Consider the following 26,394-nt stretch of genomic DNA (forward strand, 5'->3'; position numbering starts at 1 on the left):
CAATTCGGGGGCTTTTTCTACGACGAGGGGCTGACGAGAATCGAACTCGCATCATCTGTTTGGAAGACAGAGGCTTTACCACTAAGCTACAGCCCCGAAACGGGAGTGTGCGCCGCAAGCGGCACTGGAACATCGTAGTACACAGTTTCCCCCTGCGCGTAACCGGCGCCGCGAAAATGCACAGCGGCCCTCCAGACTGTGCAGTAGACTTGCCGAGGCCAATTCGCCCGGCACTACCCTCGTGCCACACGCCCTGTGCGTTACCCGGTGACTGGCCTCACGGGACTTGTGACGAGAACCGGGGCGTAGCTCAGCTTGGCTAGAGCGCCCGTTTTGGGGGCGGGAGGTCGCAGGTTCGAATCCTGTCGCCCCGACCACAGCGCGAGTTCCCCAGTACCACTTTGATCCAGCCAAACGGTGCAGCACAGTACTAACCCTCAGGAGAAGCCAAACGTGAAGACCACGGTCGAACAGCTCAGCCCGACACGCGTGAAGATCGCCATCTCGGTCACCCCCGACGAGCTGAAGCCCAGCATTGATCACGCATACGGCCACATCGCCGAGTCGATCAACATCCCCGGCTTCCGCAAGGGCAAAGTTCCGCCGCCCCTGATCGACCAGCGCGTCGGCAAGGAAGCCGTGCTCGAGCATGCCGTCAACGACGGACTCGACGGCTTCTACCGCCAGGCGATCACCGAGAACGAGCTTCGCCCGCTCGGCAAGCCGTCTGCAGACATCGTCGAGTGGCCCAGCAAGAAGGACTTCTCCGGAGACCTCGAGCTCGCCATCGAGGTCGATGTGCGCCCCGAGATCACCCTCCCCGACTACAACGACCTCGAGGTCACCGTCGATGCCGTCGAGGTGTCCGACGACGACATCGAGACCGAGCTTCAGAACCTGCGCAGCCGGTTCGGAACGCTCGTCACGGTCGACCGTCCGGCCAAGACGGGCGACTTCGCTCAGCTCGACCTGGTCGCCACGATCGATGGCGCCGAGGTGGACAAGGCCACGGGAATCTCCTACGAGGTCGGATCGGGCGAACTGCTCGAGGGCATCGACGAGGCGCTCGACTCCCTCTCGGCCGGCGAGTCCACCACGTTCGAGGCGCCGCTGCTTGGCGGAGACCACGCTGGATCCGACGCGCTCGTGTCGGTGTCGTTGCTCGCGGTCAAGGAGCGCGAGCTTCCCGAGGCCGACGACGACTTCGCTCAGATCGCTAGCGAATTCGACACGCTCGACGAACTGAAGGCCGACCTCAAGAACACGGTCGCCAAGCAGAAGGCGTTCGGCCAGGCATCCGCCGCTCGCACCAAGCTGGTCGAGACCCTCCTCGAGAAGGTCGATGTCGCCGTTCCGCCCGCACTCATCGAAGACGAGGTGCACCGTCACCTCGAGGGCGAGAACCGCCTCGAAGACGACGAGCACCGCGCCGAGGTGACCGCCTCGAGCGAGAGCACCTTCCGCACCCAGATTCTTCTCGACGCCGTCGCAGAGAAGGAGCAGGTCAAGGTCGGCCAGGACGAGCTGACGCAGTACCTCGTGCAGAGTGCCGCGCAGTACGGCATGGAGCCGAACGAGTTCGTTCAGGCGCTCGACCAGAGCGGCCAGATTCCCGCCATGGTCGGCGAGGTCGCCCGCAACAAGGCGCTCGCGATTCTGCTCGGCAAGGCCAAGGTCGTCGACACCGACGGCAAGGCCGTCGACCTCAAGGAGTTCGCTGCGGTCGTCTCGGAGCCCGATGACGCCATCGACGAGCACGAGGGTCACGACCACGACGACCACGCGGGCCACTCGCACTAGTCGTTTCGACCGAAGGGCCCTGCATGCGTGTGCATGCCGGGCCCTTCGTCGTTAAGCGAGACTGAGGGCATGGTGATCGCCGCGAAGCCCGACGGTCCGGTCGAGGTGCCGTCGGTCGTCGCGGAGCTCTCCAGCGGAGATACACCGGTGCCCGTATGGCGCAACACTCTAGGCGGGCTGACATTCCGGCTCGGAGAAGGCGGCGCAGCACGCTTCATCAAGTGGATGCCCCGGGGCGAGCCTTCCTTCGAACACGAGGTCGCGCGACTGCGCTGGGCGGCCCCATTCATCGAAGTTCCTCGTGTGCTCGCGTCGGGCTCTGGCGACGACGGCTCGTGGATGCTGATGGCCGGCATCCCGGGCCACAGCGCGGTCGACGCGCGCTTCACGTCAGACGGCCGGGCGGCACGCGTGGCGGCCCGCGCCATTGGGGCCGGACTCCGCCGCATGCACGATGCGCGGCCCGTGGACTCGTGCCCCTATTCGTGGTCTATATCGCAGCGCATCGCACGAGCTCAAGCTGAGGGCCTTGCGGTAGACGGGGCGCTCGAGGCCCCGCCATCCATCGACCGGCTCGTCGTCTGCCATGGCGACGCGTGCGCGCCCAACACTCTTCTCGATGACGACGGATCATTCGTCGGTCACGTGGACCTCGGGTCGCTGGGAGTTGCCGACCGCTGGGCCGACCTGGCAGTGGCCACGTGGAGCCTGGAGTGGAACTACGCCGGGGGAGCGCTTCTGGAGTCGGAGCTGCTCGACGCCTATGGTGTTGCCCGCGACGCGCCTCGCATGCGGTACTACCGCGCTCTTTGGGCAGCCACCTGAGGGTCAGGAGTTCTCCTCCTCCCCAGCCCGACGCATCCACTCGCCCGGGACGCGCCCAAGCAGCGCCCGTTCGGTGCATCTGCGCCGGATCGACGCGCGCGGGCTGCGCGACTCGGCGCGGAGGCGCACAAAAGGTGCGTTTTCGGTGCATCCGGGGTGAGTCGATTAGCTCGCGCGGTCTGTGGAGAGGCTCACCGCGATCGCGGTGACATCGGCATCATGGCTGCCATGCCCCGCCGCGTCGCCCTCCCTCCCGAGCTTCGAGACCGATCGTTCTCTGTAGCTGATGGGCGCCGCGCCGGACTGGGGCGACACCGGATGCGCGGACGCGATCTCGAGCGACCGTTTTATGGCGTGCGGGTTCGCCGAGGTCGGCTGCGAGGCCTCTACAGCCTGTGTCTTGCCTACATGGTGCGGATGCGCCCAGACGAGTTCTTCTGCGGCGTGACGGCTGCGCGAATGTGGCGCGTGCCTCTGCCCGAGGCATTCAGCGCGGCGGAAGGCGTGCACGTGGGCAGAATGACTCCGAATAGGGCGAGCCGCGCGCGAGGGGTGCGCGGCCGGGAGTTCTCCGACGACCGGATCAGCGTCGAACGACGCTATGGATTTCCCGTAACAGACGCCGCGTCGACCTGGTGTCATTTGGCCGGTGTGCTGTCGCATGACGATCTCGTGGCGGCTGCAGATCACCTCATTCTTGTGCCGAAGAGGGCCTCGCCCGGCGAGGTTCGCCCCTATGCGACGCTTGCACAGCTCACGGACCGTGCCTACGGGTATACCGGTCGACACGCTCGGGCGCTCCGGCGCGCACTCGCCGATGTGCGACAAGGAGCGGAGTCTCGGCCGGAGACCATCCTTCGCCTCCACATGGTGCGGGCAGGCCTGCCCGAGCCTGAACTCAACGTCGATATCTTCAGCGCGTCAGGCACGTTCCTCGGCCGAGCCGACAGTCTTTTTCGAGACTTTCGTGTCATCGCCGAGTATGACGGCGAGCAGCATCGCACCGACTCCATTCAGTACAACAAGGACATGCTCCGGATCGAGGGCTTCATTCGCGACAAGTGGACGCCCATCCGTGTGCGCAAGGGGCAGCTCTTCGGCGACCCGGAGGCCGCGGTCGCTCGGGTCGAAGGCGCCTTGCGGGACGCCGGCTGGCACCCGTGAACGCTCGCACGGGCATCCACTCGGCGCAGACGCACCGACGACGCTCCTGGGCGCGCGTCAGCTGGAGAAGATCGCGTGGGCGACGGTGAAGATCGCGAGGCCTGCGAGCGAGCCGACGACAGTGCCGTTGATGCGGATGAACTGCAGATCGCGTCCAACCTCGACCTCGATCTTTCGTCCGGTGTCCTCGGCGTTCCAGCCGCGCACGGTGTCGGAGATGATTGCTGCGAGGTCGTGGCGGTAGGTCTCGACGAGGTATCCGGCCGCTTCCTCGACCCAGCGGTCGACCTTCTCGCCGAGCACCGCGTCTTCGAGAAGAGCGTGCCCGAACTGCGTGACAGCCTGGGTCAGGCGCGTGCGTAACTCGCTGTCGGCGTCCTCCAGAGACGACATGAGTGCAGTGCGTGCAGCGTTCCACGCCTGTCCGGCCAGATCGCGCACCTGCGGGCTGTCGAACACCTGGCCCTTGAGCTCTTCGACCTTGGTCATCGTGGCCTCGTCGTGCTGCAGGTCGTCGCTGAGCTTGCGCAGGTACTCGTCGATAGCGATCCGCAGCTGGTGGTTCGGGTCCTTTCGCACGGCCGAGATGAACTTCAGGGCCTCTCGGTGCGCGCGGTCGTCGACGACACGATCGACGAACGAGGGCATCCAGCTGGGCAGGCGTTCACTCACGGCCTGACCGAACGCATCCGGGTTGCGTTCGAGCCACTCGTGCAGACGCTCGACGAGCAGATCGACGACCTGGCCCTGATGCCCGCCCTCGACGAAGGTCGAGGTCATGCGACCGAGAGGAGGCCCCCAGGCCGGATCGATCAACTGCCGGCGCCCGATCTCCTCGATCACCTCTCGCATCGTGTCGTCGTCGGCGAGAGAGAGGAAGCCACGAGCTGCATTCGCAGCCTCGGAGGTGAGCCGGTTGGCATGGGCCGGATCGATGAGCCAGGTTCCGACAGCGCGCGAGACGCCCAGAGAGCGCAGCTTCGTCGTGATGACCTCACGCGACAGAAAGTTCGTCTCGACGAACTCGCCGAGCGTCACGCCGATGCGGTCTTTCTCGGTCGGAATGATCGCCGTGTGTGGGATACGCAGCCCGAGCGGGTGCCGGAACAGTGCCGTGACGGCGAACCAGTCGGCGATGGCGCCGACCATGCCGCCCTCGGCTGCGGCACGTACGTACTGCAGCCACTCGTACTTCTCTTGAAGCGCGAACGCGACCACGAAGATCACCGCCATGATCACGAGCAGTCCGGTCGCCAGACGCTTCATGCCGCGTAGCGCGGCGAGCTTTTCGAGGTCGCGCGGCGAGAGAAGAGTTGTGGATGCGACGGGCGCGTCGAGCGGGGTGGCCATGGGTTCATCGTAAGGCGGGTTCACCGCCTTTCTTTTCCTACGGCGGCCGCGCAATCTTTTCCTACGGCGGCCGTGCTTTCTTTGCCTACGGCGAACACGGGCACCTGCCGAGGCGGCCTCCAGTAGATTCGAGATCACGCAAGTAATAGAGGAGCAATCACATGGCCGAACCGGCTCTGGTATCCAGTGTTTTTGACCGACTACTCAAGGACCGCATCATCTGGTTGGGCAGTGCCGTCCGTGACGACAATGCGAACGAGATCTGCGCGAAGATTCTTCTGCTCGCAGCCGAAGACCCCGAGCGCGACATCTACCTCTACATCAACTCTCCCGGTGGATCGATCACCGCAGGAATGGCCATCTACGACACGATGAAGTTCGTCTCCAACGACATCGTCACCGTCGGAATCGGCATGGCCGCGTCGATGGGCCAGTTCCTGCTCTCGTCGGGCACCAAGGGCAAGCGCTACATCACGCCCAACGCTCGTGTACTACTCCACCAGCCCTCCGGTGGCTTCGGCGGCACGAGCGCCGACATTCAGACTCAGGCCAAGCTGATCCTCGACATGAAGCGCCGCATGGCGGAGCTCACCAGCGAGCAGACCGGCAAGAGCGTGGAGCAGGTCATCAAAGACGGCGACCGCGACAACTGGTTCACCGCCCAAGAGGCCCTCGAGTACGGCTTTGTCGACCACGTTCGCGAGTTCGCGTCCGATGTCGCCGGCGGTGGCGGCACCGAAGAGGCCGACGCCGTGCCCAGTGAGTCCAACTAAGTTCCGCCGAGACCAGACGAACAGAGAAGAAGAATGAATACTCCCGCATTCGGCGCCGCTTACAGCTCGCCCTACGGAAACGGCACCTCGCCGTCGAACCGCTACATCCTGCCCACGTTCGAAGAGCGCACGGCCTACGGCTACAAGCGTCAAGACCCGTACGCGAAGCTCTTCGAAGACCGCATCATCTTTCTCGGTGTGCAGGTCGACGATGCCTCGGCCGACGACATCATGGCCCAGCTCCTCGTCCTCGAGAGCCAGGATCCCGACCGTGACATCGAGATGTACATCAACTCTCCCGGTGGATCGTTCACCGCGATGACGGCGATCTACGACACGATGCAGTACATCCGCCCTCAGATTCAGACCGTCTGCCTCGGCCAGGCCGCCTCGGCCGCCGCGGTTCTGCTTGCGGCAGGCTCGCCCGGCAAGCGCCTCGCGTTGCCGAACGCTCGCATCCTCATTCACCAGCCCTCGGCCGGTGGCGGAGAGGGCGGAGGCCAGGCATCCGACATCGAGATTCAGGCCGCTGAGATCCTGCGTATGCGAACCTGGCTCGAGGAGACCCTTGCTCACCACTCCGGCAAGACCGCGGAACAGGTGAACAAGGACATCGACCGCGACAACATCATGAGCGCCGCCGACGCGCTCGAGTACGGACTGATCGACCAGGTTCTGACCTCACGCAAGAACCTTCCCGCGCTCGTCAAGTAGTTCTGCATCGCTCAGGCCCTTCGATGGGCTCAGGGAACGGGAAATCCGTTCCCCGAGCCTGTCGAAGGGCCCTTTTATTACGACATGATCGACTTCGCGTTGTGCCCTGCCCCGGATGTCGGTGGCACGGGTTAGGCTCGAATCAATCGTCATCGACAGGAGGCTGGCATGGCTCGCATCGGAGAAAGCGCCGACCTGCTCAAGTGTTCGTTCTGCGGAAAGAGCCAGAAGCAGGTGCAGCAACTCATCGCCGGCCCCGGGGTCTACATCTGCGACGAGTGCGTCGAGTTGTGCAACGAGATCATCGAGGAGCGCCTGTCCGAGGCGGGCGACGAGGCCAGCGGTGAGTTCGAACTGCCGAAGCCCAAAGAGATCTTCAACTTCCTCGAAGAGTATGTGATCGGCCAGGAGGCCGCGAAGAAGGCGCTCTCGGTCGCCGTCTACAACCACTACAAGCGCACGAAGGCGCGCACCACCATCGGCCCGGCAGAGACGCAGGGCGACCAGATCGAACTGGCCAAGAGCAACATTCTTCTCATCGGCCCCACGGGCTGCGGCAAGACCTACCTCGCGCAGACGCTGGCGAAACGGCTCAACGTGCCGTTCGCCGTGGCTGACGCGACCGCTCTCACCGAGGCCGGTTACGTGGGTGAAGACGTCGAGAACATCCTACTGAAGCTCATCCAAGCCGCAGACTACGACGTCAAGCGTGCCGAGACAGGCATCATCTACATCGACGAGGTCGACAAGATCGCTCGCAAGGCCGAGAACCCGTCGATTACGCGCGACGTCTCAGGCGAGGGCGTTCAGCAGGCACTGCTCAAGATTCTCGAGGGCACCGTCGCCTCAGTGCCGCCGCAGGGTGGGCGCAAGCACCCACATCAAGAGTTCATTCAGATCGACACGACGAACGTGCTCTTCATCGTGGCCGGCGCGTTCGCGGGCCTCGAAGAGATCATCGCCGAGCGGGCGGGCAAGCGAGGCATCGGCTTCAACGCGCCCCTGCACTCCAAGCGCGAAGACGTGAACTTCTTCTCCGACGTTCTGCCCGAAGACCTGCACAAGTTCGGTCTGATTCCCGAGTTCATCGGTCGCCTCCCCGTAGTCACCACGGTGACGCCGCTCGATCAGACCGCGCTGATGCAGATTCTCACCGAGCCGCGCAACGCCATCGTCAAGCAGTACCAGCGCATGTTCGAGCTCGACGGCGTCGAGCTCGAGTTCGATCGCGAGGCTCTCGAAGCCATCGCCGATCTAGCGGTTCTTCGCAAGACCGGCGCACGTGGGCTTCGTTCCATTATGGAAGAGGTGCTCGGGCCGATCATGTTCGAGGTGCCCTCCACCGATGAGGTGGCGCGTGTTGTGGTCACTCGCGAATCCGTGAACAACAACGCCGCACCGACGATCGTTCCGCGCAAGCCCGTTCGTGCCGAAAAGTCGGCGTAGCGACACCGACGCCGTTGGGCTGATCCAGCCCGTTTCGGCGGGTGTCGTTTCGGCGATCACCGGGTTCGCGAGCTCATTTGTGCTCGTGGTAGCGGGCCTTCGTGCTGTGGGGGCGAGCGAGGCCCAGGCCTCGTCAGGCCTGCTGGCCGTGTGCGTCTTGAGCGGACTCTGCTGCATCGTGCTCGCCTGGCGCTTCAGAATGCCCATCTCGTTTGCGTGGTCGACACCGGGCGCGGCCCTGCTGGTGGCCGCGGCGGGAGTCACGGACGACTTCGGAGCCGCGGTCGGGGCCTTTCTCGTCTGCGGTGCGCTGATTGTTCTGTGCGGCCTGTGGCCTGCTCTGGGGCGGGCCATCACCAGCATCCCGCGCCCGATCGCCAGCGCCATGCTGGCCGGAATCCTCTTTCCTATCTGTCTCGCTCCGATCACGGCGGCGGTCGAGCTGCCCTGGCTCGCGCTTCCCGTGATCATCACCTGGCTCGTACTTTTCAGGCTCGCGCCGCGGTGGGCGGTGCCCGCCGCCATGCTCGTGGCGGCCGTCGGCATCGCCGTGACGGCCGGCGGCTCCATGCTCGAGGGCGCCTCGCTCGCCCCGACGCTGCAGTTCGTCGTTCCGTCGTTCGATCCCGCGGTGATCGTGAGTCTCGGCCTACCCCTGTTCATCGTCACGATGGCGGGCCAGAACGTTCCCGGATTCGCCGTGATGTCGACGTTCGGCTACACGGTTCCGCCGCGACCGGCTCTCGTCGCATCCGGTGCGGGCTCGATGCTCGGAGCCCTCTTCGGCGGTCACGCCATCAACCTGGCCGCGATCACGGCGGCCATCATGGCCGGCCCGGACGCGCATCCGGATTCACGCAAGCGCTGGCCGGCGTCCGTCACCGCAGGCGTCCTCTATGTGCTCTTCGGCCTCGCGGCCGGGGTGGCGACGACGCTCATCTCGGCCGCGCCGCCCATCCTGATCACCGCTGTCGCCGGTCTCGCGCTGCTCGGAGCCCTCGTCACGAGCGTCGTGAGCGCGCTCGACGCTGTCGACCGGCGGATTCCCGCCATCGCAACGTTTCTCGTCACGGCCTCCGGGGTGTCGATCATCGGCATCGGCTCGGCTTTCTGGGGACTGCTGGTCGGCGCTGTCGTAATGATCGTGACCACGGTCGGCCGACCTCGGGTCAGCCCTCAGCTCGACCGAGACGCCAGTACCCCATAAAAGCGACGCTCTTGCGATCGATGCCCAACTCGCTCACGAGGTGACGCCGAAGGGTCTTGATCACCCCGGCCTCGCCGGCAAGCCAGGCATAGAGCGGGGCGGCCTGCTGGGCGGGTCCTCCGTGGTCATCTGAAGGCACCTCCCACAGCATGTCGACATCGACGTCGACGTCACCCAGCTCGGTCTGTCCTGTCGATCCAGCGCGCCCCGAGCGAAGCAGTCCGGGCGCCGCCGCCTGCACCGACGGCACGAGCAGCTCGCCCTGCGGAAGGCCGTGCCGCGCCAGCACCTCCACCGTGAAACCGGGATGAGAAGGCACACAGACGGCGTCGTCGGCGTGAGGAACTTCGACGATGGCGTGCCCGGATGCCGTGGCCGGGAGACGCTCGAGGATCGCGGCGATCGCAGGCAGAGCTGTCTCGTCGCCGGCGAGCAGGATGCGCTCGGCGTGGGGAGGCGGCAGAAAATCCACGCCACCGTGTACGCCCTCGTGGAGGGCGTTCGGCCCGAGCACGATGAGCTCGTCACCGATGGCGGCGGTCTCCGCCCAGATCGACGCGGGTCCATCGACGGGATGCACGACCACGTCGACGTCGATCTCGCGCAACTCGGCGCGCACGTCACGCACGGTGTATGTGCGGATCGGATTGCGATGCTGGTCCGGCAATTCACGCCAGAGGGCATACCAGTCGTCGGTCATGGGCATCGTGCTGAGCCCGTGCTCCTCGAGCGGCAGAATCAGCTTGATGCGTTGATCGAAGCCGTTGTCGGCGAACGAGTCGAGTCGATCGCCCGTCAGAGTGAATCGCCGAAAGCTGGGCGAGAGATCATCGATTCGATCGATCCGAACCGTGTGCAGATGAAACGCAGAGGTCGGGGACTGGGCGAACAGGATCAGTCCTCGTCGTCGTAGGGCGTCACGATCGCCTCGTCGGAGTCGGGGTCGTATTCGACAAGCGTTCCGTCATCGAGTTCGCAGACCGGCTTGCCTTCGAGCCAGGTGAGCGTCCAATTCCAGCCCGACGTGTCGGTGGCTCCTTCTGCAAGGGCGGCCTCGACCTCCTCGATGGCGTCAGAGACGACCTGCGGCAGTCGCGACGGAGTCTCGTCGCCGACGGCCCAACGGGTTCCGAGCTGGATCATATGGTCTCCTTTGCTGGGGCTTCGGGCACGCCGAGGCCGATGTCAGTGGTGGTCACGCCGCTCGACGTCTCAGCGAAGGAGACGACAGGCGTGAGTGTCAAGCCGGCGAAGGCGGCCTTCGCCTCGTCGGTGGGAAAGCCGCACGGGCCGACCGGTGCGTAGACCGGGTAGCTGCGTTCGCCCGGGTAGGTCAGCCAGACCAGCAGAGGATCCTCGAGCTGCAGCGTGCATACGACCGACGCATCGACCGGTGCGTTGGGCACGGCATAGGCGGTGAGAAGCTCGTCTAGTCCGCCGCTCACGGCGCTGACGGTGGTGGTCGCGAAACCGTCGTCGCCCACCGAGGTGGAGCAGACGGCTGCGCTCGACACGGTGACCTCCAGCTGATGCAGGTGCACGGCCTCGACGTCAAGTGGGCACCAGGCCGCGAGGTCGTCGGAGTCGGGGAACGCGGTGAGCGGAACCTTCGTGGTGGGCTGCGTGCCGCCCTGAATATCGCCCGACGGGGTCGGCGGCGACGTGGGCGTGTCGCTGCCCGCGGAGCACGCCGTCAGCGCAAGCGCCACGGAGAAGGCAGCCATTGCGAGCAGAACTGTCTTCTTCACGGGCGTCGGTCCTCCATGATCGGTGCGCTTACGCTTTCAGATCGTATGTGACCCATTTGGTCTTCTCGGCGACTCGGTCGTAGAGACGCCGGGCCGTCTCGTTGTTCTTCGCGGTGATCCAGCGCACGACGAAGGCGTGGCGTTCGACGCCGATCTCGCGCAGTCGCTCTATCAAAGCCGACCCTACTCCCTGGCCCCGCGCATCCGGACGCACGTAGAGGTCGTCGAGGTAGAGGCCGGTGCCGCCGGCGAGGGCATCGACGAACTCGCGGAAGTGCGCGAGCCCCAGCAGCTGGCCTGTCTCGTCGTCTACGGCGACCATGGCTTCGGCCAGGAGCGGCTCCGAAGTGAACCACGACCATGCACGCACGGCCTTCTCATCGTTCAGCGGCGTCTCGTAGAAGTCGCAGTATCCCTCGAACAACTCGTGCCAGGCGAAGAAATCACGGTCTATGACGGGTCTGATGGTGAATGCCACTGTTGCTCCTAGGGTGTGCGACAACGCTGTCTCAGCCGAGACTATCGGGCGCGAAGACGATCTCCTCGACGACAAGCTCAGTGCCGACACGGAAGGTAAGATCCTCGATCTTTCCCACGGCGCGCAGATCGTCGGTCGCCCTCTCGAGGATCTCGACGATCTCGGCGGGGGCGGCGATCGTGGCGGATGAGACGGGGGCCTTCTGCGAGGCTTTGGCGTCGGTCTTCGCGCGGCGGATGCCGATCAGCGCCTGCCCTGCGAGGTGCAGCAGGTTCTCGTTCGAGGGGATGCCGTCGGCCGGCACGCCAGGAGCGTCGCGTGTGGTCGTGGGCCAGGATGCGACGTGCACAGAGCCGTCGTGAGTCCACGACCAGACCTCTTCGGTGGCGAACGGCAGGAACGGCGCGAACAGCCGCAGCATCACGTCGGTGGCTGCGCGCAGGGCGAGAACGGCCGAAGCGCGGGCAGCGGGTTCGGTCGCCTCGCTGTAGGCGCGCTCCTTGACGAGTTCGAGGTAGTCGTCGCAGAACGTCCAGAAGAACGACTCGGTGGTCTCGAGCGCCCGGGCGTGGTCGTAGTTGGCGAACGCCTCGGTTGCCGTGGTGATGACCGCGTCGAGCGAGGTCAGCATCGACAGGTCGATGGGGTGTGTGACCTGGTGCTCGCCGGCCGGCAGTTCGAACCCGTAGACGAACTTGGCCGCGTTCAAGATCTTGATGGCGAGGCGGCGACCGATCTTGATCTGAGTCGGGTTCTGCGGGTCGAATGCCGCGTCGGTTCCGAGGCGGCTCGAGGCCGCCCAGTACCTTACGGCGTCGGAGCCGTGCTGCTTCAGCACGTCGGCCGGGGTGACGACGTTGCCCTTCGACTTCGACATCTTCTTGCGGTCGGGGTCGACGATGAATCCGCTGACCGCCGCGTGCTTCCAGGGCTTCTCGTTGTCTTCGAGGGTGGCGCGCAGCAGGGTGGAGAACAGCCAGGTGCGGATGATGTCCTGGCCCTGAGGGCGCAGGTCGAAGGGGTAGACGCGCTCGAAGAGGTCTTCGTCGCGCTTCCATCCGCCGGCCAGCTGGGGGGTCAGCGACGACGTTGCCCACGTGTCCATCACGTCGACCTCACCCTGGAACCCGCCGGCGACGCCGCGCTGGCTCTCGTCATAGCCGGGAGCCGCATCCGACGACGGATCGACGGGCAGTGACGAGGCGTCAGGGAAGATGGGTTCATCGAATACGGGGTTGCCATCGGCGTCGAGGGGGTACCAGACGGGCAGTGGCACGCCGAAGAAGCGCTGGCGTGAGATCAGCCAGTCGCCGGTGAGGCCTCCGACCCAGTTGTCGAAGCGCACCTTCATGAACTCGGGGTGCCACGAGATCTCTTTGCCGAGCTCGAGCAGCCGCGAACGCAGCTCTTCGTTGCGCGCGCCATTCGTGATGTACCACTGGCGGGTCGACACGATCTCGAGGGGCTTGTCGCCCTTCTCGAAGAACTTCACGGGGTGCATGATGGGCCGGGGCTCGCCGATCATCTCGCCTGACTCGCGGAGCAGCTCGACGATCGTCTGCTTGGCCGAGAAAACCGTCTTGCCGGCGAGCTGCGCGTAGGCCGCCTTGCCTGCCTCCGATGTGATCGCCAACGGCGCATCCGAGACGATGCGGCCGTCGAAGCCGATGACCGCGCGGATGGGCAGGTCGAGGTCGCGCCACCAGATCACGTCGGTCAGGTCGCCGAAGGTGCAGATCATGGCGATGCCTGAGCCCTTGTCCTGCTGGGCGAGGTGGTGGGCCACCACGGGAAGCTCGACATCGAAGAGGGGCGAGCGCACCGTGGTTCCGATGAGGTCGGCGTAACGCGGGTCATCCGGATGCGCGACGAGCGCCACGCAGGCCGGCAGCAGTTCAGGGCGGGTCGTCTCGATGAAGATGTCGCCGGCGGGGCCGTGGAATGCGAGCCGGTGATACGCGCTCGGCTGTTCTTTGTCTTCGAGCTCGGCCTGAGCGACCGCGGTGCGGAAGGTCACGTCCCACAGCGTCGGTGCCATGGCCTGGTATGCCTCGCCGCGCTCGACGTTGCCGAGAAAGGCGAGCTGGCTGGCCCGCAGGGACTCGTCGCCGATCGTGCGGTAGGTCTGGGTCCAGTCGACCGACAGGCCCAGTTCGCGCCACAGCGCCTCGAACTGCTTCTCGTCTTCGACGGTCAGCCGTTCGCAGAGTTCGATGAAGTTGCGGCGAGAGACGGGCTTCTGATCGGCCGCCTTAGAGCTCTTGTTGTCGCCGCCCTCGAACGGCGGGGTGAAGTCGGCCTCGTAGGGCAGCGACGGGTCGCAGCGAACGCCGTAGTAGTTCTGAACCCGGCGTTCGGTGGGAAGACCGTTGTCGTCCCACCCGATGGGGTAGAACACGCTCTTGCCGCGCATGCGCTGGAATCGCGCGATGACGTCGGTGTGGGTGTACGAGAAGACATGCCCGATGTGCAGCGAGCCGGAGGCGGTGGGCGGGGGAGTATCGATGGAGTACACGCCCTCGCGGGTGGCCGCATCGCGGTCGAAGAGATACGTGCCCTGGGCCTCCCAGGTCTCTCCCCACTTGCTCTCGAGGCCTTCGAGCACGGGCTTCGCAGGAATGGAAGAGGGCACGGAGTCAGTCACGGCGGGGAGTCCTTTGGTATGGGCGGCACCGTGTCGATGATGAGGTGCCTGAATGTCAGTCCCTAAGGATACTCTCCCCGCCGCCGCCTCAGCTCGGTGTCACCTCAGGGCCGAGCTCGCGTGTCAGACGCTCGAGCTCTCGTCGCAGTTCGATCGGAAACCGCGTCTCGTCGAAGGTTCCGAAGTAGTCGGCGATTTCCGCCGCTTCTCGTCGCCACGCCGTCTTGTCTAGATCGATGATTCCGCGTATCTCGTCGACATCGAGCGAGAGCCCGTCGAGGTTCAGCTCGTGCGCCAGCGGAAGGCCTCCGATGGGAGTGGCTCGAGCGGCCAGGTCGCCCTCGAGTCGCCCAACGATCCACTCGATGACCCGGGCATTCTCCGAGAATCCCGGCCAGATGAATCGGCCGTCGGCGTCCGTGCGGAACCAGTTCACCGAGAAGATTGCCGGCGCGTTCTCGCCCAGCCGCTCGCCCATCGCGATCCAGTGCGCGAAGTAGTCGGCCATGTTGTAGCCGGTGAACGGCAGCATGGCGAAGGGATCGTGGCGCAAGACGCCCACCTCGCCGGTGGCTGCCGCGGTCGTCTCCGACGCCATCGTCGCGCCCATAAACACGCCCTGCTGCCACGTTCTCGCCTGCGAGACGAGCGGCACGGTGCTCGGGCGGCGCCCTCCGAAGAGGATCGCGTCGATGACAACTCCGTCGGGCGAATTCCAGTCATCGGCGATCGTGGGGCACTGATCGGCGGCGACCGTGAATCGGCCGTTCGGGTGCGCGGCGCGGGTTCCGGATGCGGGGGTCCAGTCGTTTCCCGCCCAGTCGGTCGCGTGGGCGGGCGGCGTGTCTGTCAGGCCCTCCCACCACACATCTCCGTCGTCGCGCAGGGCGACATTCGTGAAGATCGTGTTGCCCCAGATCGTCTTCGTGGCGACGGGATTGGTCGAGAGTCCCGTTCCCGGTGCCACGCCGAAGAAGCCGCGCTCGGGATTGATCGCACGGAGCCTCCCGTCCGGGCCGGGGCGCATCCACGCGATATCGTCGCCGATGGTCTCGACCTTCCACCCCGGAATCGTGGGTGCCAGCATGGCCAGATTGGTCTTGCCGCAGGCCGAAGGAAAAGCGGCGGCCAGGTGGAACACTCTGTTCTCGGGTGAGGTGACCCGCACGATCAGCATGTGCTCGGCCATCCAGCCCTCGTCGCGGGCCATCACGCTGGCGATGCGCAGCGCGAAGCACTTCTTTCCGAGCAGAGCATTCCCGCCGTATCCCGAGCCGAACGACCAGATCTCGCGGCTTTCAGGAAAGTGGCAGATGTACTTGTTCTCGTTGTTCGGCCAAGCGGAGTCGTCGTGGCGCACTCCGTCGTCGTCGACCAGCGGAGCGCCGACGCTGTGCAGAGCGGGCACCCACGGGGTTCCGGGTGTGATCGCCTCGAGCGCCGCGTCGCCCATGCGCGTCATCAGCGCCATGCTCGCGACGACGTATGGCGAGTCCGTGATCTGCACGCCGAACTGCGACAGAGCGCCGCCGATCGGCCCCATCGAGAAGGGGATGACGTACATCGTGCGGCCGCGCATGCTGTGTGAGAAGAGTTCAGAGAGCTCGAGGCGCATGATCGACGGATCGCGCCAGTTGTTGGTCGGGCCGGCATCGTCGGGGTCGACCGAGCAGATGAAGGTGCGGTCCTCGACCCGGGCCACGTCGGCCGGATCGCTGCGCGCGAGAAAACTGTTCGGCCGCCATTCCGGGTTCAGACGGATCAGTGTTCCCTGGGCGACCATCTCCTTGGTCAGGCGGTCCCATTCCGCGGTCGATCCGTCGACCCAGACGACCTCGTCGGGTGTGGTGAGGCGAGCGATATCGTCGACCCAGTCGGCGATCTCCGGGTTGCGATGGTTGAGGGGCGGCGTGGTCCTCGTTGCGAGCATTGTCATGATTCTCCTGTGAATGAATGCGTCGATCTGGAATGCGAGGAGGAAAAATCCTTCGTGATCTCCACGATGAGCCCATTCGGGCGTAGATTTGGAGAAATCGCTAGAAAAGAATTGGCGATCTTGACAGGAGGGCAATGTGGCCGCCGAAACCGATCTGATCACGCTGGGCAGGCGCATCCGGCACCATCGCAAACAATCGGGCCTCACGCTCGATCAGTTGGGGGCACGGGTGGGGGTCGTCGGGAGCCAGCTCTCTCTCGTCGAGAATGGCCGAAGAGAGCCCCGGCTCGTGTTGCTGCAGAACATCGCAAGCGAGCTCGGCGTTCCTCTCGCCGATCTGCTCTCGGGTGATGCTCCGGATGCCCGGACCGCCCTGGAGATCGAGCTGTCTCGAGCTCAGCGCGGGCCGCTCTACGCGTCGCTCGGCCTTCCCGTCGTGCCCGCATCGCGCAGTCTGCCCACGGAGACGCTCGAGTCGCTGGTGGGCCTGCACCGCGAACTCATGCGCCGAGCGAATCGCGCAGTCGCGACGCCGGAGGAGGCGCGCAGGGCGAACACCGAACTTCGGCTCCGGATGCGCGAGCGCAACAACTACCTGCCCGATATCGAGAAGATCGCCACGGAGGCGCTCGCGAAGGTCGGCCATGTCGGGGGCGCGCTCACTCACCGCAGCGTGAGCCTGCTGGCCGAGAGCCTCGGGTTCAGCCTCATCCATGTCGACGACCTGCCGCACTCAGCGCGGTCGGTGATCGACCTCGAGAACGGGCGGATCTATCTGCCACCGGCCTCGATTCCCGGCGGGCACGGATTGCGCTCGATGGCACTGCAGGCGATGGCGCACAGGCTTCTCGGGCACCAGCCTCCCGAGAGCTACGCCGAGTTCCTGCAGCAACGGCTCGAGATCAACTATTTCGCCGCCGCCTGCCTGATGCCGCACGACGCCTCGGTGCGTTTCTTACGCGCCGCGAAGGAGCGTCGCGATCTGTCGGTCGAGGACTTCCGTGATGCTTTCGGAGTGACGCACGAGGCCGCGGCACTGCGCCTCACGAATCTGAGCACGGAGCAACTCGGCCTGTCGATGCACTTTCTGCGCGTCGCAGACGACGGCGCTATTCAGAAGGCGTACGAGAATGACGGCCTCGCGCTGCCGATGGATGTGACGGGCGCGATTGAAGGTCAGCTCGTGTGCCGCTTCTGGGCATCTCGCGCGGCGCTGCATCGAACGAACCGCACCACGGAGTTCTACCAATACACCGATACTCCGGGCGGAACGTTCTGGTGCGCGACGCAGACGGGAAAGACCGATGCCGGTGAGTTCTCGATCAGCGTAGGAGTGCCGTTCGCCGAGGCGAAGTGGTTCCGGGGCAGAGACACGACCGTGCGGGCGCAGTCCCGCTGCCCCGACGAGTCATGCTGCCGCAGGCCTGACGACGATCTCGCGGCGCGCTGGAGAGACAGGGCTTGGCCCAGTGCGCGGCTGCACGCCCATATTCTGTCGCCGCTTCCGCAGGGTGAGTTCCCTGGCGTCGACACCCTCGAGGTCTACGAGTTCCTGGAGTCGCACTCCGCGAAGTGATCGCGCGTCTACAGGGCGGCGAATCCGGCCAGAACGGGCGACAGTGCCCGTTCCAGGTGCGACGCGAGCGATCCTCGTCCGGGGCCGGCCTCGGCCCAGCTCGTCATGGCTGCGACGACGGCTCCTAGGCAGGCGAACGACAGGCTGCGCGAGAGCGCGGCCGGGGCAGAGTCGCCGAGGCACCGCTCGATGACGTTCGACAGGCGCGTGGCCCGACCGATGACTGATGCCAGCACCTCGTGTGTGCTGCCGATGAGCTCGAAGTGGGTGAGCACCCAGGGCACGTCGGAGGGACCGAGGCGGCCCGCGGCGTCGAGGAGTGCATCGTGGAGCAGCGCGATCCGCCGGGAGGCCGCACCCGCGCTCGCGGCCTCGAGAGAGGTTGCGACGCGGTCGATGCTCGCGTCGAGCCCGACCCAGAAGACGTCGCTCTTGGCGGCAAAGTAGTTGAAGAACGTGTTGCGGCTCACCCCTGCGCGGGTGCTGATCTGCTCGACGGTGGTGCCGGCATAGCCGTTCTCGAGAAAGAGTTCGAACGCGGCCTCTTCGAGAAGCGACGGCGACCCGACGCGGGGACGCCCTCTCATGGCGCGCGGCGCATCCGTCATGGGCGCATCCTCTCATTGTCGCTTTGTTGGGCTGAGTCTATTTAAAACCGCCTAGGGTAGAACGTGCGTCTCGCGATCGAGGCATCCCCACCCGAGAGAAGTTCATCATGTTTTCGCGCCCCGGATCGTTCCGCATCGCAGGTTCCCTCGCACTCGTCGTCAGCGCCGCACTCGTGCTGGCGGGTTGCTCGGCGTCGTCGGGCGCTGGCGAGAAAGTCGAGGGCGGCACGATCACTTTCGGCGTCGATGTCGACCCCGTGGGGCACCTCGACGTGCATTCCTCGCAGCTCGATATCAACGCCATCCTTCAGCGACCCGTGTTCGACTCCCTGGTCTCGCAGACGCCCGACGGCACCATCGTTCCGTGGCTGGCGACGAAGTGGCAGGTGTCCGACGACCAGCTCCAGTACACCTTCACACTGCGCGATGACGTGACGTTCTCCGACGGAGAGAAGTTCGATGCGGCCGCGGTCAAGGCCAACTTCGACCACCTCGTCGACCCGGCCACCGAGTCGGCCCAGGCATCCAGTCTCATCGGCGGCGCCTACTATGCCGGCACCGAGGTGATCGACCCCACAACCGTTCGCGTCAGCTTCACGCAGCCGTATGCGCCGTTCCTCGCGAATGCCGCATCGGTGGAACTCGGCTTCTATTCGCCGAAGGTGCTCGCCGAGCACGCCAACGAGTTGAAGGCGGGCGGCCCCGGCATCTCCGTCGGTTCCGGACCGTTCATCCTGTCGAAGTACACTCCCGGCAGCGAACTCGTATACACGAAGAACCCCAACTACAACTGGGCGCCGGAGGGTGCCACGGCGCAGGGGCCGGCGAACATCGACGAGCTCGACGTGAAGATTCTGCCGGAGAGCTCAGTGCGTACCAGTGCGCTCACGTCGGGCCAGGTCGACGTGATCGGCGACACCGCGCCCTCAAGCCTTCCGCAGATCGGCGACGGCTTCACCGTCACGCCGACAGAGTCTCCCGGCGTGCCGTACTCGCTCTATCTCAATGTCACGCGTCCAGTCTTCTCCGATGTCGCCGTGCGCAAGGCCTTCGCCGGAGGCTTCGACCTCGATGCGGCCGTGAAGGCGGTGTTCAACGACAGCTATCAGCGGGCGTACTCCATTCTCGGGCCGACGACGCCCGATTCCTACGACGCGGCCCTCGAGAAGAGCGCGTCGTTCGATGCCGACGCGGCGAACGACGCCTTGGATGCCGCGGGCTGGTCCGAGCGCGACTCCGACGGGTACCGAACGAAGAACGGCGAGCGCCTGAGCGCGCGGTGGATCTCGTACACGCCGGTCAACGAAGACAACGCCAACCTCGCCAACCTGATTCAAGATGGACTGAAGAAGATCGGCTTCGAGGTGGTGCACGATCAGCTCGAGCCCGGTGCATACCTCGACGCGTACCTGGCCGGAGACTATGACCTCACTGACTGGGGCTTCCTGTCGGCCGACGCCGATGTGCTGCGCAGCCACCTCGGAACGGGCGGCTATCAGAATGCATCGCACCTGAGCGATCCCGAGATCGATGCGACCCTCGCCTCGGCGGTCGCCACGACCGATACCTCGAAGCGTGCAGAGCTGTACACGAAGCTGCAGCAGTGGAACGCGGAGAACGCCGTGATCGTGCCGCTGTACGTGCCCGAGTACATCCTCGCCTCGAGCAAGAAGGTCGGCGGCATCGAGGTCGACATCCACGGCTGGCCGCTGTTCTCCGGGGCCTACGTCACGAAGTAGGCGGGCGCTGACATAGAGTTCGGGGCATGATCTTTCGGCGCATTCTCGCGCGGGTCGCGGGAATGCTCGTGGTCGTATGGGGCGCGGCGACCGCGGCGTTTCTCGTTCTGAAGTTGGTTCCCGGCGATCCCGTCGATGTGATGCTCGGCGTCTCTGCGCAGGCGTCGCCCGAACTCAAACAGTCGATCCGTGCAGAGCTCGGCCTCGATCAGCCGCTGCTCGTGCAGTACGTGTCGTACCTGTCACGACTCGTTCGCGGCGACTTCGGCACCAGCTACCAGCTGAGGCTGCCGGTGACCGACGTTATCGGCCAGCAGCTCGGTTATACGCTTCAGCTGGCCGCGGCGTCGCTGGCCCTGGCACTCGTCATCGCTCTCGCGGGCGCGGTTCTGGTGCACGGGCGGGCCGCACGCGGAGTGTTCTCGGTGCTCGAACTGCTGGCCATCAGCTCACCGCCGTTCTGGATCGGCCTCGTGCTTCTGAGCGTCTTCGCTTTCGGGCTGGGCTGGTTTCCGGTGGCCGGCGCAGACGGCATCCAGAGTCTTGTTCTACCCGCCATGACCATCGCTCTGCCGGTCGCCGGAATTCTCGGGCAGGTGCTGCGAACAGGGCTCGAAGACGCGGAGGAGCAGCCCTTTGCCACCACCGCCAGGGCGCGCGGAGCCGGTCCCGCGCGGCTTGTGCTGCGGCACACGCTGCGCCACGCGGCGATTCCGGCGCTCACTCTGGCCGGCTACATCGTGGGCTCCCTCCTCGGCGGAGCCGTCATCGTCGAGTCGGTCTTCGCGCGGCCCGGCCTGGGGCGGGTGGCGCTCGCGGCGATCACGAACCGCGACCTGCCCGTGGTGATGGGAATCATCGTCTTCACGGCGATCGTCTTCGTGCTCGTCAATCTCCTGGTCGACCTCGCCTACCGGGCGATCGATCCGCGCATCGCCCCGCCCACCACGGCCATCCGGGGTGCACGATGAGGGCCAGGTTGCGCGGGCGACTCGGCCTGATTTCGGCGGCGCTCTTTCTCGTCGTCGTGATCGTGATGGCCATCGCTCCGTGGATCTTCACCCCCATCGATCCGCTGACGACCGACACCTCTCAGATTCTGCAGTCACCGGGGTGGGGTCATCCGTTCGGCACCGACCAGACCGGCCGAGATGTGTTCACCCGTGTTGTCTACGGGGCCTCATACTCCCTGGGGGTGGGCGCCGGTGCGACCGCGGCCGCGCTCATCGTCGGAGTCGTCGTGGGCACGCTGGTGGGGCTTGCTCCCCGTGTCGTCGATGGTGTGGCCATGCGTGGAGTCGAGATCCTTCTCGCCTTCCCCGAGTTTCTCATCGCCCTCTTCGCCATCGCCGTGCTTGGGCCGGGGCCCATCAATGTGGCCGTAGCTGTCGGAGTCGCGGCCCTTCCCGCGTACATCAGGGTGGCGCGCGCCGAGACGCTCGTCGTTCGCCGCTCCGGCTATGTCGAGGCCGCGAAGGGCATGGGCATGCACCCCCTGCGCGTTGCCGTCTCGCATGTCGTGCCGAACACACTGCGCCCGCTGGGCGTCATCGCCACCATCGGAATCGGAACGACGATCGTGGCGGCGGCCGGTCTCAGTTTTCTCGGCCTCGGCCCGCAGGACCCGACGCCGGAGTGGGGACTCCTTCTTTCGGGGGGCCGCAACTTGCTCGGCCAGGCGTGGTGGGTCGCGTTCTTCCCCGGCGCGATGATCACGTTGACCGTCGTCTCGGCGACCGTCGTGGGCCGGCGCCTGCGTCGTGCGCGCGAGGGGCGGCGATCGTGACGAGTAGTCGTGAGGTCGTGCGAGTATCAGGGCTGTCGGTGCGCTTCGGGCAAGCGGTCGTCGTCGACTCGGTGTCGCTCTCGGTGTCTGCCGGGGAGTGCCTGGCGATCGTGGGGGAGTCCGGCTCAGGTAAGACTCTGACGGCAAAGGCGCTCCTCGGACTGCTTCCCGACGGCGCCTCGGTTGTCGTCGACGAGCTCGTGATCGATGGTGTGGACGCTCGGCGCAACTCGGAGCGAGACTGGCGGCGCATCCGAGGCTCCCGCGTGGGGCTGGTCAGTCAAGATGCCCTTGTCTCTCTCGACCCGCTGCGCCGTGTCGGCGCCGAGGTCGCCGAGGTACTCGAGGTTCATGGCGCGCCGGGCTCGGGCGAACGGATGCTGCGGGCCGCGATCGTCGATGCGGTCACCGGTCTGCTGGGCCGGGTCGCCGTGCCCGAACCGGCGGAGCGTGCTCGCCAGTACCCGCACGAACTGTCTGGCGGACTTCGGCAGCGGGCATTGATCGCGTCGGCGCTCGCGGGGGAGCCCGGAATCCTGATCGCCGACGAACCGACGACCGCACTTGACGTCACCGTGCAAGCCCAGGTGCTCGATCTCCTCTCCCGATTGCGTGCCGACGGCCTGGGCATCGTCGTGATCAGTCACGATCTCGCGGTCGTCGCAGGGATAGCCGATCGCGTCGCCGTGATGAAAGACGGACGCATCGTCGAAGAGGGTGCGACGACCGAGGTGCTGTCGAACCCGCAGCACCCGTACACGAGGATGCTGCTCGCCGCGGCCCCGCGCCTGCCCGAACCCTCGTTCCCTGAGCTTGTTGAAGGGAGCGTCGCCGGTGGTTTCCCTTCGACAGGCTCAGGGGGAGGGGATGGCGTCGCTCCGGTGCTGCGAGCCACGGGCCTCGGGCGCGATTTTCGTCGCGCTGATGGGGGCATCCGCTCGGCTGTCGATGATGTGTCGTTCACGGTACGTGCCGGTGCGGCGATCGGCGTCGTGGGGGAGTCGGGCTCGGGCAAGACCACCCTCGCGCGTCTCCTGCTCGCCTTCGACGAGCCGGATCGAGGTTCTGTGGCTCTCGAGGGTCACGAATGGAGCGGCATCCCGGAACGGCGTCGCCGATCCCGGCGCGGAGGCATCCAGTACATCAGCCAGGATCCGCTCGGCTCGTTCGACCCTCGGTACACCGTGGCGCGCATCGTGGCGGAGGGGCTGCGCGGCGACGCTCGCGGCACGTCTCCCGGCGGGCGGGCCGAGCGCATCCGGCATCTGCTCGACAGCGTCGGTCTCGACGCGTCGCTCGAGGGCAGACGACCGCACGAGCTGTCGGGCGGGCAGCGGCAGCGGGTCGCTATCGCACGCGCTCTCGCGTCGGAGCCGCGCATCCTGGTGTGCGATGAGCCGGTGTCGGCTCTCGACGTATCGATCCAGGCGACGATCATCGACCTTCTCGCCGGGCTGCGACGCGACCTCGGGGTGGCGCTCGTCTTCGTCTCGCACGACCTCGCTGTGGTCGCCCAGCTGTGCGACGAGGTTCTGGTGATGAAGGAGGGGCGTGTCGTTGAGCGGGGCTCGACGCGCGACGTCTTCGAGAACCCCAGGCATCCGTTCACCCGTGCCCTGGTCGCCGCCGTGCCTCGGATGCCATGAGCCCGGCACGGTGATGACGAATCGAGTTCTGTAGCTAATTAGCATTAGTGCTATATTGCGAATATGCGAAATGACGATTCGACCTCGGACGTCTTCACGGCGCTGAGTTCTCCCATCCGTCGGCAGATCCTTCAGGAGCTGCGAGACGGCGAGCTCGCGGCCGGCGACATCGCTGGTCGTTTTCCCGTTTCCGGGCCGACGATCTCCCGGCACCTCTCGGTGCTGAAGGGAGCCGGTCTGGTGACGGAACGACGCGACGCGAACCGCATCCTCTATTCGCTCGTCGGAGACAGGCTCGCACTGTCGGTCGGCGATTTCCTCTCGGCCGTCTGCCCCGAGCAGATCGTTCTACGAGGCATCCAGAAGGCCACACCGACGCACACGATCGAGGCGCGCGCATGAGCTACTTTCTTCCGTCGTTGACGGCCACGATCGAACGTCGCCTGCTCATCAACTATGCGCTCGATCCTTCGGTCGCCGCAGACATGCTGCCGCCCGGTCTCCGTCTGCAGCTCGTCGACGGTTCGGCTGTGGCCGGCGTGTGCCTGATCAGGCTCGGCGACATGCGAGTGCCATGGATGCCGCGGGCGCTCGGGTGGGGAGCCGAGAACGCGGCCCACCGCATCGCCGTCGAGTGGGATGACGATGAAGGCACACAGCAGGGTGTCTATATTCCCGTGCGGCACAGCGCTTCCTGGCTTCCTGTTGCGGTCGGGGGACGTCTGTTTCCCGGGGTCCACCGGCACGCGCGCTTCACCGGCTCCGAGACGGCCAACCGCATTCGTGTCGAGCTTTCCGCTTCAGACCTGAGGGTCTCGGCCGATGTCGCCGTGGTCTCAGAATGGAGGAGCCGCCTCTTTGCAACGGTCGATGACGCCTCGGCATTCTTTCGCGCGGGGTCGACTGGCTGGTCACCGCGGCGCGGCTCGGTCGAGCTCGACGGGCTCACTCTCGAGACCGAGCAGTGGAAGGTCGAGCCCGGTCGGCTGCTGAATGTCGAGTCGTCGTTCTTCGACGCACTGCCCGACGGCAGTGCCCGGCTCGACAGCGTACTTGTAATGCGCGACGTTCCCATCGCGTGGAGTGTGCCGCCCCGTAGCCGTCAGATCACTCGGGAGATGCCGGCGAGGTCGGCGTCGATTTCTCGCTGACCGCCTCGCCGGGCGTGTGCACTGCCGTGTCGGCGGGGGACTCGACCGGTGCGGCCGCGCGGGCGCCGCTTCGTCGGAAGAGTGAACGCCACCCGCGTTCGTGTTCTCGCTCGGTCGGTTCGTCGACCTCCAGCCCATAGAAGTCGCCGATGTGCTCCACGAAGGCCGCGCGCTGTGCTCTGTCGTACGCCCGTCTCTCCCTGGAGAAGGCGACGACGGTCGACCAGCAGATCAGCAGCATGACGATGGAGAAGGGCAGGGCGATGATGATCGCCGCCGTCTTCAGGGCCTCCAGACCACCCGAGAGGAGGAGAGCGATGGCGAGGAGCGAGGTGACGCAGGCGAAGAAGACCCGAATCCACTTGCGCGGCTCCACTTGGCCACCCGAGGCGATCATGCCCATAACAAGCGAGCCCGAGTCGGCCGAGGTGATGAAGAACACGGCGATGAGCACGATCGCGCCGATGGTGAGCACCGAACCGCCGGGCAGATTGCCGAGCATCGAGAACAGGGCCCCCTGCACATCGACGACACCATCCGTGCCGATGAGGTCGGCCTGGCCTGACAGCTGCATGTACAAGGCGGTTCCTCCGAGCACCGAGAACCAGAGGAAGGTGATGAGGGTGGGAACGAGGATGACGCCGATCACGAACTGTCGCACCGTTCGGCCCCGCGAGATCCGGGCGATGAAGATGCCGACGAACGGCGCCCACGAGATCCACCATCCCCAGTAGAACGTCGTCCAGCTCGCCTGCCACGCCTCCCCGGCTTTGCCAGTGAAGGCGTTCACGGTGAACGACATGCCCACGAAGTTTTGAACGTAGTTTCCGAGCGACTGCACGAAGTCGCGGAGAAGAAACTGTGTGGGGCCGACGATGAGGATGAAGATCACGAGCAGTGCCGCGAGCACGAGATTGATGTTCGACAGCCACTTCATGCCCCGTCCTACGCCGGACAGCACGGAGAACAGCACGAAGCCGGTGATCACGACGATGATGATGACGTTGACCAGCGTGGTGGAGTCGAGCAGCCCGGCCGACTCGAGCCCTGCGCCGATCTGCAGAACCCCCAGACCCAGCGACGTCGCCACGCCGAAGAGCGTGCCCACGAGCGCGACGACGTCGATGGCGTTGCCCCATCCTCCACGCACGCGCCGACCGAGAAGAGGTTCGAGCGTCCACCGGATGGAGACGGGCCGATTGCGGCGATGGATCGCGTATGCCAGGGCAAGGCCGATGACGACGTAGATCGACCAGGCATGCACGCCCCAATGGAGGTAGGTCTGGGAGATCGCCTGCTGAGCGAGCTCGATGTCCGTTCCCGTGACGCCGGGGCGTGGATTCGCGAAGTGGCTGAGGGGTTCGCTCACCCCGTAGAAGACGAGGCCGATGCCCATACCGGCGGCGAAGAGCAGCGACAGCCACGAACCGATCGAGAATTCGGGTTCGTCGTCGTCTTTGCCGAGCTTGATGTCGCCGTAGCGGCTGAAGCCCAGATACAGGCAGAAGACCACGAAGAATGCTGCGATGAGCACGTAGTACCAGTTGAAATTCGTGACAATGCTCGACTGCACGGCCGCGAATGCGGCCTCGGCGGCATCGGGCACGATCATGGCGCAGGCGGCGAATACGACGACGATGACAGCCGCGGGCCAGAAGACCCATCGGTTGACGGAGGCGGGGGTCTCTTTAGATCCGGGCATCAGACAAGGGTACGGGTGCAATGGCGTCGGGTCGTGCCGGCGTCGGATAATATGGTTGCTACATGACAGTGATCCGGCAATCACCGGTGAGTCTTCGGAAG

Annotated in this window: 24 protein-coding genes and 2 tRNA genes; 15 read left to right on the top strand and 11 right to left on the bottom strand. The window is 65.6% G+C overall.

Features of this window, described 5'->3' with window-relative positions; all coding sequences use genetic code 11:
* Positions 1–25: 25 nt before the first annotated feature.
* Positions 26–96 (bottom strand) — tRNA-Gly (locus TZ00_RS14975).
* 203 nt (positions 97–299) lie between these two features.
* On the opposite strand from TZ00_RS14975, the gene TZ00_RS14980 reads away from it, so the two are divergent.
* The 3 genes from TZ00_RS14980 (at position 300) to TZ00_RS14990 (ending at position 2,625) form a co-directional block, all read left to right on the top strand.
* Positions 300–377: transfer RNA gene (locus tag TZ00_RS14980), tRNA-Pro, on the top strand.
* 76 nt (positions 378–453) lie between these two features.
* The gene (gene tig / locus TZ00_RS14985; RefSeq protein ID WP_044442914.1) at positions 454–1,800 is read left to right on the top strand and encodes a trigger factor; all 1,347 of its coding nucleotides are present in this window, start codon (positions 454–456) and stop codon (positions 1,798–1,800) included.
* Between the two features lie 69 nt (positions 1,801–1,869).
* The gene (locus TZ00_RS14990) at positions 1,870–2,625 is read left to right on the top strand and encodes an aminoglycoside 3'-phosphotransferase (RefSeq protein ID WP_044442916.1); all 756 of its coding nucleotides are present in this window, start codon (positions 1,870–1,872) and stop codon (positions 2,623–2,625) included.
* Positions 2,626–2,790: 165 nt separating this feature from the next.
* Here the strand turns inward: TZ00_RS14990 and TZ00_RS20005 are convergent, their stop codons facing one another.
* On the bottom strand, positions 2,791–3,135 hold the full coding sequence (locus tag TZ00_RS20005) for a hypothetical protein (RefSeq protein ID WP_161793786.1): 345 nt from the start codon (positions 3,133–3,135) through the stop codon (positions 2,791–2,793).
* 9 nt (positions 3,136–3,144) lie between these two features.
* Here TZ00_RS20005 and TZ00_RS14995 point away from each other — a divergent pair, with 9 nt between their 5' ends.
* A complete protein-coding gene (locus tag TZ00_RS14995) occupies positions 3,145–3,789 on the top strand; it encodes a hypothetical protein (RefSeq protein ID WP_161793787.1) in 645 nt (214 codons plus the stop codon).
* 57 nt (positions 3,790–3,846) lie between these two features.
* Here TZ00_RS14995 and TZ00_RS15000 read toward each other — a convergent pair whose 3' ends face one another.
* Entirely contained in the window at positions 3,847–5,139 is a 1,293-nt protein-coding gene (locus TZ00_RS15000) for a DUF445 domain-containing protein (RefSeq protein ID WP_052521623.1), read from the bottom strand.
* A 161-nt stretch (positions 5,140–5,300) separates the two neighbouring features.
* On the opposite strand from TZ00_RS15000, the gene TZ00_RS15005 reads away from it, so the two are divergent.
* From TZ00_RS15005 to TZ00_RS15020, 4 genes are all read left to right on the top strand, one after another.
* Entirely contained in the window at positions 5,301–5,912 is a 612-nt protein-coding gene (locus tag TZ00_RS15005) for an ATP-dependent Clp protease proteolytic subunit (protein ID WP_044442921.1), read from the top strand.
* Positions 5,913–5,945: 33 nt separating this feature from the next.
* Positions 5,946–6,626, top strand: coding sequence for an ATP-dependent Clp protease proteolytic subunit (locus TZ00_RS15010; protein ID WP_044442923.1), 681 nt, complete (start codon positions 5,946–5,948; stop codon positions 6,624–6,626).
* Between the two features lie 168 nt (positions 6,627–6,794).
* Positions 6,795–8,072 carry an ATP-dependent Clp protease ATP-binding subunit ClpX gene (gene clpX / locus TZ00_RS15015; protein ID WP_044442926.1) on the top strand — a complete coding sequence of 426 codons (1,278 nt, stop codon included), beginning with the start codon at positions 6,795–6,797 and terminating at the stop codon, positions 8,070–8,072.
* Positions 8,053–9,279 (top strand): benzoate/H(+) symporter BenE family transporter, encoded by a 1,227-nt coding sequence (locus tag TZ00_RS15020; protein WP_044442928.1) that lies wholly within the window; start codon positions 8,053–8,055, stop codon positions 9,277–9,279. The genes clpX and TZ00_RS15020 overlap by 20 nt, the downstream gene beginning before the upstream one ends.
* Here the strand turns inward: TZ00_RS15020 and TZ00_RS15025 are convergent.
* The 6 genes from TZ00_RS15025 to TZ00_RS15050 form a co-directional block, all read right to left on the bottom strand.
* Positions 9,242–10,177 (bottom strand): siderophore-interacting protein, encoded by a 936-nt coding sequence (locus TZ00_RS15025; RefSeq protein ID WP_084606180.1) that lies wholly within the window; start codon positions 10,175–10,177, stop codon positions 9,242–9,244. The two genes, TZ00_RS15020 and TZ00_RS15025, sit on opposite strands and share 38 nt — an antisense overlap.
* Entirely contained in the window at positions 10,174–10,422 is a 249-nt protein-coding gene (locus TZ00_RS15030; protein ID WP_238579711.1) for a hypothetical protein, read from the bottom strand. The genes TZ00_RS15025 and TZ00_RS15030 overlap by 4 nt, the downstream gene beginning before the upstream one ends.
* Positions 10,419–11,027 (bottom strand): hypothetical protein, encoded by a 609-nt coding sequence (locus tag TZ00_RS15035; protein WP_044442930.1) that lies wholly within the window; start codon positions 11,025–11,027, stop codon positions 10,419–10,421. The genes TZ00_RS15030 and TZ00_RS15035 overlap by 4 nt, the downstream gene beginning before the upstream one ends.
* A gap of 28 nt (positions 11,028–11,055) precedes the next feature.
* The gene (locus tag TZ00_RS15040; RefSeq protein ID WP_044442931.1) at positions 11,056–11,505 is read right to left on the bottom strand and encodes a GNAT family N-acetyltransferase; all 450 of its coding nucleotides are present in this window, start codon (positions 11,503–11,505) and stop codon (positions 11,056–11,058) included.
* Between the two features lie 31 nt (positions 11,506–11,536).
* Entirely contained in the window at positions 11,537–14,149 is a 2,613-nt protein-coding gene (gene valS, locus TZ00_RS15045; protein ID WP_044442932.1) for a valine--tRNA ligase, read from the bottom strand.
* An 88-nt stretch (positions 14,150–14,237) separates the two neighbouring features.
* Positions 14,238–16,079: a phosphoenolpyruvate carboxykinase (GTP) gene (locus TZ00_RS15050; protein WP_044442933.1), complete on the bottom strand. Its 1,842-nt coding sequence runs from the start codon at positions 16,077–16,079 to the stop codon at positions 14,238–14,240.
* A gap of 142 nt (positions 16,080–16,221) precedes the next feature.
* Between TZ00_RS15050 and TZ00_RS15055 the strand changes: the two genes are divergently transcribed.
* Positions 16,222–17,661 carry a helix-turn-helix domain-containing protein gene (locus TZ00_RS15055; RefSeq protein WP_044442934.1) on the top strand — a complete coding sequence of 480 codons (1,440 nt, stop codon included), beginning with the start codon at positions 16,222–16,224 and terminating at the stop codon, positions 17,659–17,661.
* 8 nt (positions 17,662–17,669) lie between these two features.
* Here TZ00_RS15055 and TZ00_RS15060 read toward each other — a convergent pair whose 3' ends face one another.
* On the bottom strand, positions 17,670–18,269 hold the full coding sequence (locus TZ00_RS15060) for a TetR/AcrR family transcriptional regulator (RefSeq protein WP_044442935.1): 600 nt from the start codon (positions 18,267–18,269) through the stop codon (positions 17,670–17,672).
* A 107-nt stretch (positions 18,270–18,376) separates the two neighbouring features.
* Between TZ00_RS15060 and TZ00_RS15065 the strand changes: the two genes are divergently transcribed.
* The 6 genes from TZ00_RS15065 (at position 18,377) to TZ00_RS15090 (ending at position 24,591) form a co-directional block, all read left to right on the top strand.
* Positions 18,377–20,008, top strand: coding sequence for an ABC transporter substrate-binding protein (locus TZ00_RS15065; RefSeq protein WP_044442936.1), 1,632 nt, complete (start codon positions 18,377–18,379; stop codon positions 20,006–20,008).
* 26 nt (positions 20,009–20,034) lie between these two features.
* Complete coding sequence (locus tag TZ00_RS15070; RefSeq protein WP_044442937.1) at positions 20,035–20,979, top strand: ABC transporter permease; 945 nt, start codon at positions 20,035–20,037, stop codon at positions 20,977–20,979.
* On the top strand, positions 20,976–21,794 hold the full coding sequence (locus tag TZ00_RS15075; RefSeq protein ID WP_044442938.1) for an ABC transporter permease: 819 nt from the start codon (positions 20,976–20,978) through the stop codon (positions 21,792–21,794). Before TZ00_RS15070 ends, TZ00_RS15075 begins: the two co-directional genes overlap by 4 nt.
* Positions 21,791–23,440, top strand: a complete 1,650-nt coding sequence (locus TZ00_RS15080) for a dipeptide ABC transporter ATP-binding protein (RefSeq protein ID WP_202965866.1) — start codon at positions 21,791–21,793, stop codon at positions 23,438–23,440. Before TZ00_RS15075 ends, TZ00_RS15080 begins: the two co-directional genes overlap by 4 nt.
* Before the next feature lie 63 nt (positions 23,441–23,503).
* Complete coding sequence (locus TZ00_RS15085) at positions 23,504–23,842, top strand: metalloregulator ArsR/SmtB family transcription factor (protein ID WP_044442939.1); 339 nt, start codon at positions 23,504–23,506, stop codon at positions 23,840–23,842.
* Positions 23,839–24,591, top strand: coding sequence for a DUF2071 domain-containing protein (locus tag TZ00_RS15090; protein ID WP_078715267.1), 753 nt, complete (start codon positions 23,839–23,841; stop codon positions 24,589–24,591). Before TZ00_RS15085 ends, TZ00_RS15090 begins: the two co-directional genes overlap by 4 nt.
* Here the strand turns inward: TZ00_RS15090 and TZ00_RS15095 are convergent.
* On the bottom strand, positions 24,548–26,293 hold the full coding sequence (locus tag TZ00_RS15095; RefSeq protein WP_078715268.1) for a BCCT family transporter: 1,746 nt from the start codon (positions 26,291–26,293) through the stop codon (positions 24,548–24,550). The two genes, TZ00_RS15090 and TZ00_RS15095, sit on opposite strands and share 44 nt — an antisense overlap.
* Positions 26,294–26,394: the final 101 nt, after the last annotated feature.

This window comes from Agreia bicolorata (genome assembly GCF_000938265.1).
GTDB classification, from domain to species: Bacteria; Actinomycetota; Actinomycetes; order Actinomycetales; family Microbacteriaceae; genus Agreia; species Agreia bicolorata.